10 protein-coding genes are annotated in these 12,001 nt (G+C 72.0%); 9 read left to right on the top strand and 1 reads right to left on the bottom strand.

Annotated features, from left to right (window positions below; translation table 11 throughout):
- The first annotated feature begins 31 nt into the window (after nucleotides 1–31).
- From ftsW to D7318_RS21930, 9 genes are all read left to right on the top strand, one after another.
- Nucleotides 32–1,399, top strand: coding sequence for a putative lipid II flippase FtsW (ftsW, locus tag D7318_RS21970; RefSeq protein ID WP_120698893.1), 1,368 nt, complete (start codon nucleotides 32–34; stop codon nucleotides 1,397–1,399).
- Between the two features lie 6 nt (nucleotides 1,400–1,405).
- Nucleotides 1,406–2,497, top strand: a complete 1,092-nt coding sequence (murG, locus tag D7318_RS21965; protein WP_120698892.1) for an undecaprenyldiphospho-muramoylpentapeptide beta-N-acetylglucosaminyltransferase — start codon at nucleotides 1,406–1,408, stop codon at nucleotides 2,495–2,497.
- A 26-nt stretch (nucleotides 2,498–2,523) separates the two neighbouring features.
- Nucleotides 2,524–3,324 (top strand): cell division protein FtsQ/DivIB, encoded by an 801-nt coding sequence (locus tag D7318_RS21960; protein ID WP_120698891.1) that lies wholly within the window; start codon nucleotides 2,524–2,526, stop codon nucleotides 3,322–3,324.
- Between the two features lie 255 nt (nucleotides 3,325–3,579).
- Nucleotides 3,580–4,818: a cell division protein FtsZ gene (ftsZ, locus tag D7318_RS21955; RefSeq protein ID WP_120698890.1), complete on the top strand. Its 1,239-nt coding sequence runs from the start codon at nucleotides 3,580–3,582 to the stop codon at nucleotides 4,816–4,818.
- A gap of 33 nt (nucleotides 4,819–4,851) precedes the next feature.
- Complete coding sequence (gene pgeF, locus D7318_RS21950; RefSeq protein ID WP_120698889.1) at nucleotides 4,852–5,586, top strand: peptidoglycan editing factor PgeF; 735 nt, start codon at nucleotides 4,852–4,854, stop codon at nucleotides 5,584–5,586.
- Complete coding sequence (locus tag D7318_RS21945) at nucleotides 5,583–6,314, top strand: YggS family pyridoxal phosphate-dependent enzyme (protein ID WP_120698951.1); 732 nt, start codon at nucleotides 5,583–5,585, stop codon at nucleotides 6,312–6,314. The genes pgeF and D7318_RS21945 overlap by 4 nt, the downstream gene beginning before the upstream one ends.
- Before the next feature lie 123 nt (nucleotides 6,315–6,437).
- Nucleotides 6,438–7,061, top strand: coding sequence for a cell division protein SepF (locus tag D7318_RS21940; RefSeq protein ID WP_120698888.1), 624 nt, complete (start codon nucleotides 6,438–6,440; stop codon nucleotides 7,059–7,061).
- Between the two features lie 72 nt (nucleotides 7,062–7,133).
- Nucleotides 7,134–7,418 (top strand): YggT family protein, encoded by a 285-nt coding sequence (locus D7318_RS21935; RefSeq protein WP_120698887.1) that lies wholly within the window; start codon nucleotides 7,134–7,136, stop codon nucleotides 7,416–7,418.
- A 49-nt stretch (nucleotides 7,419–7,467) separates the two neighbouring features.
- A complete protein-coding gene (locus D7318_RS21930) occupies nucleotides 7,468–8,697 on the top strand; it encodes a DivIVA domain-containing protein (protein ID WP_120698886.1) in 1,230 nt (409 codons plus the stop codon).
- An 81-nt stretch (nucleotides 8,698–8,778) separates the two neighbouring features.
- On the opposite strand, the gene ileS is transcribed toward D7318_RS21930, so the two are convergent.
- Nucleotides 8,779–11,940 carry an isoleucine--tRNA ligase gene (gene ileS, locus D7318_RS21925; RefSeq protein WP_120698885.1) on the bottom strand — a complete coding sequence of 1,054 codons (3,162 nt, stop codon included), beginning with the start codon at nucleotides 11,938–11,940 and terminating at the stop codon, nucleotides 8,779–8,781.
- Between the last annotated feature and the right edge of the window lie 61 nt (nucleotides 11,941–12,001).

Genomic DNA, 12,001 nt, shown 5'->3' with positions numbered 1-12,001 from the left:
AAGCCGGCGCGGGCCGAAGGAGGGGCCCACGATGACGGCTGAGCACCCCGCGCCCTTCGTCGCCCGTTCCGCGTCCCCCGGCGCGCGCCGCACGGGCGCCGTGCGCCCGCGCGCGCCCCGGGGCGAGGCCGCGGTCTACGCCCCGCGCAGGCGCCCGCGCCCACGTCCGCCGCGCGCCCCCCGGCTGCTGGCCCGGCTGCGCCGCGCGTGGGACCGCCCGCTGACGGCCTATTACGTCGTCATGGGCACCGGGCTGCTGATCACCCTGCTCGGCCTCGTGATGGTCTTCTCCGCCTCCCAGATCCAGGCGCTGCGCCACGAGCTGCCCGCCACGTTCTACTTCAGGAAGCAGCTGCTCGCCGCCGTGCTCGGCACCGTGCTGCTCTTCATCGCCTCCCGCGTCCCCGTCCGGCTGCTGCGCGCCCTGACCTATCCCTTCCTCGCCTGCACGGTCGCCCTGCTGGTGCTCGTGCAGGTCCCCGGCGTCGGCGTCGAGGTCAACGGCAGCACCAACTGGATCGCGGTGGGCGGCTCGTTCCAGATCCAGCCGAGCGAGTTCGCCAAGCTGGCGCTCGTGCTGTGGGGCGGCGACCTGCTGGCCAGGAAGGGCGAGAAGCGGCTGCTGACCCAGTGGCGCCACCTGCTGATCCCCCTGGTCCCCGGCGCGCTGCTGGTGTTCGGCCTGGTGATGGTCGGCGGCGACATGGGAACGGTGATGATCCTCACCGCCATCGTCTTCGCCCTGCTCTGGCTGGCCGGCGCCCCCACCCGCCTCTTCGTGGGCGTGCTCGCCACGGCCGCCGTGCTGGGCGCGCTCTTCATCGCCACCAGCCCGCACCGCATGGACCGGCTCGCCTGCCTCGGCGCCACCGACCCCGGGCCCGGCGACCGCTGCTGGCAGGCCGTCCACGGCATCTACGCGCTCGCGTCGGGCGGCTGGTTCGGCTCCGGCCTGGGCGCGAGCGCGGAGAAGTGGGGCGAACTCCCCGAGCCCCACACCGACTTCATCTTCGCCATCGCGGGGGAGGAGCTCGGCCTTGCGGGGACGCTGTCGGTCCTCGGTCTCTTCGCGGCTCTAGGCTATGCGGGTATTCGCGTGGCCGGACGCACGGAGGATCCCTTCGTGAGGTATGCCGCGGGAGGGGTGACGGCCTGGCTCATGGTCCAGACCGTCATCAACATCGGTGCTGTGCTGGGTCTGCTGCCCATCGCCGGGGTGCCCCTGCCGCTGTTCTCCTACGGGGGCTCAGCCCTGTTGCCCACCATGTTCGCCGTCGGTCTGCTGATCGCCTTCGCGCGCAGCGACCCGGCGGCCAGGGCCGCCCTGGCCACGCGGGGACCTGGGCTCAAGTGGAAGACGAAGAGACGGCGTGCCAGGACGCCGTCCGGAGAGCGGTGAAATTCGGTGCATGTTGTCCTCGCCGGCGGAGGGACCGCCGGCCACATCGAGCCGGCGCTCGCCCTCGCGGACGCCCTGCGCAGGCAGGATCCGACCGTGGGCATCACGGCCCTGGGCACGGAACGCGGTCTCGAGACCCGTCTCGTGCCCGAACGCGGCTATGAGCTCGGCCTGATCCCCGCCGTTCCGCTGCCGCGCAAGCCCACCCCCGAGCTGATCACGGTCCCGGGCAGGCTGCGCGGCACGATCAAGGCGGCGGAGGAGATCATCGAACGCACCAAGGCCGCCTGCGTGATCGGCTTCGGCGGCTATGTCGCCCTCCCCGGCTATCTCGCGGCCAAGCGCCAGCGCGTCCCGATCGTGGTCCACGAGGCCAACGCCCGCCCAGGACTGGCGAATCGGATCGGCGCGCGCTACACCCGCTTCGTCGCCGTCTCCACCCCCGAGAGCAAGCTGCGGCACGCGCGCTACGTCGGCATCCCGCTGCGCCGCTCCATCGCCACCCTGGACCGCGCGGCGCTGCGGCACGAGGCGCGGCAGTTCTTCGGGCTCGACGCCAACCTGCCGACGCTGCTGGTCTCCGGCGGCTCGCAGGGCGCGCGGCGGCTCAACGAGGTCATCGCCACCGCCGTTCCGGCCCTCCAGCGCTCGGGCGTCCAGGTCCTCCACGCGGTCGGCCCCAAGAACGAACTGCCGCAGGTGGACACCATGCCGGGGATGCCGCCTTATGTCCCGCTATCGTATGTGGACCGCATGGACCTCGCGTACGCGGCGGCCGACATGATGCTCTGCCGCGCGGGCGCGATGACCGTCGCCGAGCTGTCCGCCGTCGGGCTCCCCGCCGCCTATGTCCCGCTGCCCATCGGCAACGGCGAACAGCGGCTCAACGCCCAGCCGGTGGTGAACGCGGGTGGCGGTCTCCTCATCGACGACGCCCAGCTGACGCCGGACTGGGTCAGGGGAACGGTCCTTCCGGTGCTGACCGATCCGGGGCGGCTGCTGGCCATGTCCCGCGCCGCCGCCGAGTTCGGCCGCAGGGACGCCGACGAGCTGCTGGTCGGCATGGTGCACGAGGCGATCGCCGCGCGCCGTTCGTAGCGCGCGACAGGGGAGTTGAAGGACACGTGGCCGGAGCGACGACAGCGGAACGCGGCGGGCTGCGCCGCACGTCGGACTCCGGCCGCCGCCCGCCCACGCGCCGACGCCGCTGGTTCGGGCGGCCCAGGCTGCTGGCCGTGCTCATCGTCATGGCCGCGCTGCTCGGCGGCTTCGGCACGTGGGCGCTGTACGGCTCGGACTGGCTGCGCGTCGAGCGCGTCTCCGTCCGCTGGCACGAAGGCCCCCGCGTGCTGACCGCCGATCAGGTCCTCGAGGTGGCCGACGTCCCCGTCGGGTCGCCGATGGCCTCCCTGGACAAGGGAGCGATCGGCGACCGGCTCCTCGCGGAACTGCCGCGTCTGGCCTCGGTCGACGTGGTCCGCGGCTGGCCGCACGGCGTCGCGCTCAAGGTGACGGAGCGCAGCCCCGCCGTGCTGATCGCGACGGGCGGCGCGTTCCGCGAGGTGGACGGGGAAGGCGTCGTGTTCGGCGAGCGGGCCGAGGCGCTGCCGGGGGTGCCCCTGCTCGAGCTGGAGCTGACGGAGAGTCCGAGCCTGCGGCGCTTCGGCGAGGACCGCGTGCGCGCGGAGGCCGTCTCGGTCGTGGACGCCCTGCCCGGCTCCGTGCGCGAGGACCTGAGGGTCGTCCGCGTCGCGTCGTTCGACGCCATCACCCTCGAGTTGTCGGGGGACCGCGTGGTCCGCTGGGGCAGCGCGGAGGATTCGGACGCGAAGGCCACCGCGCTGGCCGCGGTCATGAATGCGGCCGACGGCGCACGGCACTTCGACGTCAGCGCGCCCAGCGCCCCTGCGGCGTCCGGAGGTTGACCCCCCGTGCGGCGGCACAGGCGGCGATCACATAGGGTGAAAAGAAAAACAGGAGGTTCGGCGTGTTCGTTGAACGCGTACCACTTGTCGACTTAGTGTCCGTTCCGAGGAATCCAAGGAACGACGAGCACAGGTAACCCTAAACTTGGGCGTTAGGGTTCGGGACGGCTTATCCACCCGTCCCATCGGCATCCGTCGACGCGCTGCGGCACCCGCGGAGCGGCGACACGTAAATCGAGGCGAGAGGCCTTCGACGTGGCAGCACCGCAGAACTACCTCGCAGTCATCAAGGTCGTCGGTATCGGCGGCGGTGGTGTCAACGCCATCAACAGGATGATCGAGGTCGGTCTCAAGGGCGTCGAGTTCATCGCGATCAACACCGATGCGCAGGCGCTGTTGATGAGCGACGCCGACGTCAAGCTGGACGTCGGCCGCGAGCTCACGCGCGGGCTCGGCGCCGGCGCCAACCCCGACGTCGGTCGCAAGGCTGCCGAGGACCACCGGGAGGAGATCGAGGAGGTCCTCAAGGGCGCCGACATGGTCTTCGTGACGGCGGGCGAGGGCGGCGGCACCGGCACAGGTGGCGCACCGGTCGTGGCGAACATCGCGCGTTCCCTGGGGGCCTTGACCATCGGCGTGGTCACCCGCCCGTTCACCTTCGAGGGCCGTCGCCGGGCGAATCAGGCCGAGGACGGCATCGCCCAGCTGCGCGACGAGGTCGACACCCTGATCGTCATCCCGAACGACCGGCTGCTGTCCATCTCGGACCGCCAGGTCAGCGTCCTCGACGCCTTCAAGTCCGCGGACCAGGTGCTGCTCTCCGGCGTCCAGGGCATCACCGACCTCATCACCACCCCGGGCCTGATCAACCTGGACTTCGCCGACGTCAAGTCCGTGATGTCCGAGGCGGGCTCGGCGCTCATGGGCATCGGCTCGGCCCGCGGCGACGACCGTGCGGTGGCCGCCGCCGAGATGGCCATCTCCTCCCCCCTGCTCGAGGCGTCCATCGACGGCGCCCGCGGCGTGCTCCTCTCCATCTCGGGCGGCTCCGACCTCGGCCTCTTCGAGATCAACGAGGCCGCGCAGCTCGTCAGCGAGGCGGCCCACCCCGAGGCGAACATCATCTTCGGCGCCGTCATCGACGACGCCCTCGGCGACGAGGTGCGGGTGACGGTCATCGCGGCGGGCTTCGACGGCGGCCAGCCGCCGTCGCGCAGCCGCGACAAGGCGCTCGGCGCGTACGGCGGCAAGGAGGAGTCCGTCTCCCCGCCCGCCCCCGAGCGACCCGAGCCCGAGCCCGAGCGCCCCTCGTTCGGCGGCCTCGGCTCGCTGCCCCCGCGGGAGCCCTCGGTGCTCGACGGCCGCGACGCGGGCCAGCCCGAGCAGCAGTCCGACCCGGTCCGCGACCCCAAGGGCTCGCCCCAGGTCCCTTCCGCCCGGCCTTACGACGGCGGGCAGGTCGAGGAGCTGGACGTTCCGGACTTCCTGAAGTAGGCGCGGCGGCCCCGCGCACGGTATGACGTCACAGTGATAGAGCGGCAGTCCACAGCGAGCGGCGCGCGCTTCGCCTTCACCGACCGGTGGGGCGGGGTGAGCGCCGCTCCGTACGAGAGCCTGAATCTGGGGGGCGCGGTGGGGGACGACCCCTCCGCCGTCCTGGCCAACCGCAAGCTGGCCGCCGAGGCCGCGGGCCTCGACCCCGCCTCGGTCCGCTGGCTGCACCAGGTACATGGCAGCCGGGTCGTGGTCGCGGGCGACCCCTGGCCCGACGGGGTCGCACCCGAGGCGGATGGCGTGGTCACCGCGCGCCGGGGGCTCGCGCTCGCGGTGCTCACCGCCGATTGCACGCCGGTGCTCCTGGCCGATCCGGTCGCCGGGATCGTGGGCGCGGCGCACGCCGGGCGCCCCGGGCTGCTGGCCGGGGTGGTCCCCGAGACGGTCGCCGCGATGTGCGCGCTCGGCGCGGAGCCGGGCAGGATCGCGGCCCGCACCGGTCCTTCGGTGTGCGGGCGGTGTTATGAGGTGCCGGGGGAGATGCGCGACGACGCGGAGGGCCGGGTGCCGGGGTGCGCGGCGACGACCCGCGTGGGGACACCGGCCGTCGACATCCCGGCCGGGGTGCTGATTCAGCTGAACGCCGCGGGTGTCACCGATGTCACGCTCTCCCCGGTCTGCACGCTCGAGTCGGCCGACCACTTCTCCCACCGCCGCGAGCGCCCGACCGGTCGGCAGGCGAGCTACGTGTGGCTGGCCGCGTCATGAGCGCGTCGGAGCGGCGACGGGCCGAACTGGCCGACGGGCTCGCGCGCGTGGAGGAGCGCATCGCCCGCGCGTGCGAGGCCGCGGGGCGCGCGCGGGATTCGGTGACGCTCGTCGTGGTCACCAAGACCTACCCCGCCGATGACGTCCGCACGCTCGCGGATCTCGGCGTGCGCGACGTTGCCGAGAACCGCGACCAGGAGGCGTCCGCGAAGGCCGCCGCGTGCGCCGATCTCCCGCTGACCTGGCACTTCGTGGGGCAGTTGCAGACCAACAAGGTGCGCTCCGTCGTCTCCTACGCGGACTGTGTGCACTCGGTGGACCGCGCGAAGCTGGTGTCCGCGCTCTCCTCCGCTGTCACGAGCGCCGGGCGTGCGCCCCTCAACTGTCTGCTTCAGGTGGCGTTGGAGAGGGAGTCGGGTCTCGGCGGTGGCCGCGGGGGCGTCGCGCCGGACGGCGTGGGAGAGTTGGCGGCCGCGGTCGCGGCCGCTCCCGGGCTGCGGCTCGCGGGTCTGATGACCGTCGCGCCGCTCGCGGGTGCGTACGCCGGTTCGCCGGATGCCGCTTTCGAGCGGCTTGCGGAAATCGCAAGGGACCTGCGCGCCGACCATCCTGCTGCGAACATGGTCTCGGCAGGTATGAGCGCGGACTTGGAGGCCGCCGTCGCCGCGGGAGCGACACACGTGCGCGTGGGCAGCGCGGTGCTCGGAGTCCGCCCCGCCCTCGGGTAACGTCGCCAGGCGAGGGCCCCAGAGTCGAAAATATGGTCAATCCCACCTAAGTGGGGCAGGTTACGTGGATCCGCGGCCCGGGCAGATCGGAGCCGATCCACCAGGGAGCGGAGGACGCAGTCGATGGCTGGCGCGATGCGCAAGATGGCGGTCTACCTCGGCCTCGTGGAGGACGACGGCTACGACCGCGCGGGCTATGGCCCCGATGACGAGTTCGAGCCGGAGCCCGAGCCCGAACGGGGCAGGCGCCAGTCGGCGCACGAGCCCCCGCAGCGGGAGCGGACCGAGGAGCCGGTGCGGGTCGTTCACCCCCCGGCGCCGCGGGAGCCGGAGCCAACACCCGCTCCCGTACTGGCCGAAAGCAGACGGCCCGGGAGGATCGCTCCCGTGTCTTCCATCACATCCGAACGACAGAACCTGGAGAAGAGCGCGCCCGTGATCATGCCCAAGGTCGTGTCAGAGCGGGAGCCGTACAGGATCACCACGCTCCACCCAAGGACGTACAACGAGGCCCGTACCATCGGGGAACACTTCCGCGAGGGCACTCCCGTGATCATGAACCTCACGGAGATGGACGACACAGATGCAAAGCGACTTGTCGACTTTGCCGCTGGTCTGGTCTTCGGTCTCCATGGCAGCATCGAGCGGGTGACGCAGAAGGTGTTCCTGCTGTCGCCTGCTAACGTCGATGTAACGGCGGAGGACAAGGCCCGTATCGCGGAGGGCGGGTTCTTCAACCAGAGCTGACGACAGGACACCGGAAGACGCTGCTCCGGCCGCCCGGCCGGAGCATGAGACAAGGGGAGAGGGACAGGCAGGATGGGCATCGTTCAACAGGTGGTCCTGATTGCCTTGTACTGCTTGCTCGGCCTGCTGCTCTTCCGCCTGGTCATGGACTACGTGTTCATGTTCGCGCGCTCGTGGAGCCCGGGCAAGGCGATGGTCGTGGCCCTCGAAGCCACCTACACTGTCACGGATCCGCCACTGAAGGCGCTGCGGAAGGCCATCCCGCCGTTGCGCTTCGGGGGCGTGGCGCTGGATCTGTCCTTCTTCGTACTCATGATCATCGTCTACATCCTGATCAGCGTCGTGGCCGGGCTGTGAACGAGTACGGTCTAGCCGATATGCCGACGAATTACGTTGAGGTGAAGAGATGCCGCTGACCCCCGAGGACGTGAGGAACAAGCAGTTCACCACCGTCCGACTCCGAGAAGGCTATGACGAGGACGAGGTCGACGCCTTCCTCGACGAGGTCGAGGCAGAGCTGACCCGGCTGCTCAGGGAGAACGAGGACCTCCGCGCGAAGCTGGCCGCCGCGACGCGTGCCGCCGCGCAGAACCAGCAGAACATGCGGAAGCCCGACCCGCAGGACCGCCCTGGCGGGCCCATGTCGGCCATATCGGGTCCGGGTCCCCAGCAGCATCAGCACCAGCAGCAGATGGGCGGCCCTCCGCAACTTCCCGCCGGCCCCGGTGGTCCCCAGGGCCACCCCGGCGGTCCAGGCCCGATGGGCCATGGCGGTCCCATGGGTCCCGGTGGCCCTGGCGGCCCCGGTGGCCCGCAGGGTCACCCCGGCGCCCCGGTGCCGATGGGCGGCCATGGCACGCACGGTGGCCAGGGGATGCCCGGCGGCGGCATGGGTGGTCAGGGCCTCGGTGGCCCTCCCGGCATGGGCGGCCCCGGCATGGGCGGTCCCGGCATGCCGCAGCAGCAGGGCGGCAACGAGAGCGCGGCCCGCGTGCTCTCGCTGGCCCAGCAGACCGCGGACCAGGCGATCGCGGAGGCCCGTTCCGAGGCCAACAAGATCGTCGGTGAGGCGCGCAGCCGCGCCGAGGGCCTGGAGCGGGACGCCCGCGCCAAGGCCGACGCGCTGGAGCGGGACGCCCAGGAGAAGCACCGCGTCGCGATGGGCTCCCTCGAGTCCGCCCGCGCCACCCTCGAGCGCAAGGTCGAGGACCTGCGTGGCTTCGAGCGCGAGTACCGCACGCGCCTGAAGTCGTACCTGGAGAGCCAGTTGAGGCAGCTGGAGAGTCAGTCCGACGACTCGCTCGCCCCGCCGCGCTCGCCCGCGGCCCCCTCGCTCCCCGCGCCCCCGCAGCCGTCGCTCGCCTCCGCCGGCGCCCCGGCCGGGCCTGGTGCGGGCATGGGCGGCCACCAGTCCCTCGGCGGGAATCAGCCGATGGGCGGTCACGGTGGCCATGGCGGACACGGTGGTCACGGTGGGCACGGCGGCCCCTCGGGCCCGCCCTCGTACGGCGGTCAGCAGCAGATGTCGCCCGCGATGACGCAGCCGATGGCGCCGGTGCGGCCGCAGGGTCCGCAGCCGATGCAGCAGGCTCCGTCGCCGATGCGCGGCTTCCTGATCGACGAGGACGACAACTGACGCGCCGCCGCGCCGCCTGACGGCGTTCGGCATATCACGGGCTGGGGCCCGGACCGCGAGGTCCGGGCCCCAGCCCGTTGGTCATGCGCGCCGCAGGCGGAACGTCGCGCCGAGCGTCCCCTCGCCGAACGGCTCGCCCCAGCCCGCGCGTTCACCTTCCCCCTCACCCGCGCCCTCGTCCTCGGTGAAGTCGGTGGCCAGCACCTCGGCGGAGATCAGGTCCCGGTGGTCGGCCAGGGCCGTCGCGGTCTCGTCGTCGGTCGCGCTCCAGCGGACCGCGATCCGGTCGGTCACCTCGAGGCCGCTGTTCTTGCGGGCGTCCTGGATCAGCCGGATCGCGTCGCGGGCCAGGCCCGCGCGGCGCAGCTCGGGCGTGATCTCCAGGTCGAGCGCCACCGTGGCCCCGGTGTCGGAGGCCACCGACCAGCCCTCGCGCGGCGTTTCCGTGATGATGACCTCATCGGGCGAAAGGGGCACCTCGTCGCCCTCCACCGTGACCGTGGCCGTGCCCGCGCGCAGCGCCGCGGAGAGCGCGGCGGCGTCCGCCTCGGCGATCGCCCGGGCGACCGGCTGGGTGCCCTTGCCGAAACGGCGGCCCAGCGCACGGAAGTTGGCCTTGGCCGAGGTGTCCACGAGCGAGCCGCCCATCGCGGAGAGCGAGGCGAGCGAGGCGACGTTCAGCTCCTCGGCGATCTGCTCGCGCAGGTCGTCGCCCAGCAGCTCGAAGCCCTGCGCCGCGACCAGCGCGCGGGAGAGCGGCTGGCGCGTCTTCACGCCCGACTCGGCGCGCGTGGCCCTGCCGAGCTCCACCAGGCGCCGCACCAGCAGCATGTCCTGGGAGAGATCCGGGTCGACCAGCGTCTGCTCCGCCTCGGGCCAGGACGCCAGGTGCACCGAGTCCGGGGCGCCGGGGGTCACCGGGACGACGAGGTCCTGCCAGACGCGTTCGGTCACGAAAGGCACCATCGGGGCCATCAGCCGCGTCACGGTCTCCAGCACCTCGTGCAGCGTGCGCAGCGCCGCCGGGTCGCCCTGCCAGAAGCGGCGGCGGGAGCGGCGGACGTACCAGTTGGAGAGGTCGTCGACGAACGTGGAGATGAGCTTGCCCGTGCGCTGGGTGTCGAAGTTGTCCATGGCCTGGGTGACCATGTCCGTCAGGGCGTTGAGCTCGCTGAGCAGCCAGCGGTCGAGCAACGGCCGCTCCGCGGGCGCCGGATCGGCGTCCGAGGGCGCCCAGCCGCACGTCCTGGCGTAGAGGGCCTGGAACGCGACGGTGTTCCAGTAGGTCAGCAGCGTCTTGCGGACCACCTCCTGGATGGTGCCGTGCCCGACCCTGCGGGCCGACCAGGGCGAGCCGCCCGCCGCCATGAACCAGCGCACCGCGTCGGCGCCGTGCCGCTCCATGAGCGGGATGGGCTCAAGGATGTTCCCGAGGTGCTTGGACATCTTGCGGCCGTCCTCGGCGAGGATGTGGCCGAGGCAGACGACGGTCTCGTAGGAGGAGCGGTCGAAGACCAGGGTGCCGACGGCCATCAGCGTGTAGAACCAGCCGCGGGTCTGGTCGATCGCCTCGCAGATGTACTGGGCGGGATAGCGGCGTTCGAACGCCTCGCGGTTCCGGTAGGGGTAGCCCCACTGCGCGAACGGCATCGCGCCCGAGTCGTACCACGCGTCGATCACCTCGGGGACGCGCGTGGCCGTCGCGGCGCAGCCGTCCTCGGGGCAGCCGAAGACGACCTCGTCGATGAACGGCCGGTGCGGGTCGAGGCCCGACTGGTCGGCCCCCGACAGCTCGGAGAGCTCCGCGAGCGAGCCGACGCACGTGAGATGGCCCGCGTCGCAGCGCCAGATGGGCAGCGGGGTGCCCCAGTAGCGGTTGCGGGACAGCGCCCAGTCGACGTTGTTGGTGAGCCAGTCGCCGTAGCGGCCGTGCTTGATCGACCCGGGGTACCACGTCGTCCGCTCGTTCTCCCGCAGGAGCGCGTCCTTCACGCGGGTGGTGCGGATGTACCAGGCGGGCTGTGCGTAGTAGAGCAGGGGGGTGTGGCAGCGCCAGCAGTGCGGATAGCTGTGCTCGTAGGGCAGGTGCCTGAACAGCAGCCCGCGCGCGGCGAGGTCGGCGACCAGCGCCTCGTCGGCCTTCTTGAAGAACTGCCCGCCGACCAGCGGCAGCCCCTCGTCGAACGTGCCGTCGGCGCGCACGGGGTTGACCACGGGGAGGCCGTAGGCGCGGCATGTGACGAGGTCGTCCTCGCCGAACGCGGGCGACTGGTGGACCAGGCCCGTGCCGTCCTCGGTGGTGACGTACTCGGCGTTCACCACGTAGTGCGCCCGCGCGCCCCCGAAGTCCACGAGGTCGAACGGGCGGCGGTAGGACCAGCGTTCCATCTCGGCGCCGGTGAACGTCTGCCCCGTGGCCGTCCAGCCCTCGCCGAGCGCGGCCGCGAGGAGCGGCTCGGCGACGACGAGGCGCTCGGTGCCGTCGGTGGCCACGACATAGGTGACGCCGGGGTGGGCGGCGACCGCGGTGTTGGAGACGAGGGTCCATGGCGTGGTCGTCCACACGAGCAGCGACGCCTCGCCCGCGAGCGGCCCCGAGACCAGCGGCATGCGGACATAGACGGAGGGGTCGACGACCGTCTCGTAGCCCTGCGCCAGCTCGTGGTCGGACAGGCCGGTCTCGCAGCGCGGGCACCAGGGGGCGACGCGGTGGTCCTGGCCGAGGAGGCCCTTGCCGAAGATCTCCTTGAGCGACCACCACACGGACTCGATGTACTCGGGGTCCATCGTGCGGTAGGCGTGGTCGAGGTCGACCCAGTACCCCATGCGGGTCGTGAGCTCGGCGAACGCGTCGGTGTGCCGCGTCACGGACGCGCGGCACCTGGCGTTGAACTCGGCGATGCCGTACGCCTCGATGTCCTGCTTGCCCGTGAAGCCCAGCTCCTTCTCCACGGCCAGCTCGACCGGCAGGCCGTGGCAGTCCCAGCCGGCCTTGCGGGTGACGTGGAAGCCGCGCATCGTCTTGAAGCGCGGGAAGACGTCCTTGAAGACGCGCGCCTCGATGTGGTGCGCACCCGGCATGCCGTTGGCGGTGGGCGGGCCCTCGTAGAACACCCAGTCGGGGCGGCCCGCGGACTGCTCGACGCTGCGGGCGAACGTCTTGCTCGCCTGCCACAGCTCGAGCACCTCGTGTTCGAGCGCGGGCAGGTCGACCTGCGCTGGGACGTGGCGGTACTGCGTCATCGGATCGTCCTCCGGCGGACACACGTCGTGATCTCCGACGGAGGGACGAGAGCGAGCGCTC

The organism is Streptomyces radicis (assembly GCF_003626575.1).
GTDB classification, from domain to species: Bacteria; Actinomycetota; Actinomycetes; order Streptomycetales; family Streptomycetaceae; genus Streptomyces; species Streptomyces radicis.
The sequence above is the reverse complement of the archived record's forward strand: the minus strand, read 5'-3'. Positions and strand labels throughout refer to the sequence as shown.

Excerpts from the sequence above, each read along its gene's own strand:
- D7318_RS21930 (WP_120698886.1), top strand. The coding sequence starts at position 7,468 with ATGCCGCTGACCCCCGAGGACGTGAGGAACAAGCAGTTCACCACCGTC.
- D7318_RS21945 (WP_120698951.1), top strand. The coding sequence starts at position 5,583 with ATGAGCGCGTCGGAGCGGCGACGGGCCGAACTGGCCGACGGGCTCGCG.
- D7318_RS21935 (WP_120698887.1), top strand. The coding sequence starts at position 7,134 with ATGGGCATCGTTCAACAGGTGGTCCTGATTGCCTTGTACTGCTTGCTC.
- D7318_RS21940 (WP_120698888.1), top strand. The coding sequence starts at position 6,438 with ATGGCTGGCGCGATGCGCAAGATGGCGGTCTACCTCGGCCTCGTGGAG.
- ftsW (WP_120698893.1), top strand. The coding sequence starts at position 32 with ATGACGGCTGAGCACCCCGCGCCCTTCGTCGCCCGTTCCGCGTCCCCC.
- ileS (WP_120698885.1), bottom strand. The coding sequence starts at position 11,940 with ATGACGCAGTACCGCCACGTCCCAGCGCAGGTCGACCTGCCCGCGCTC.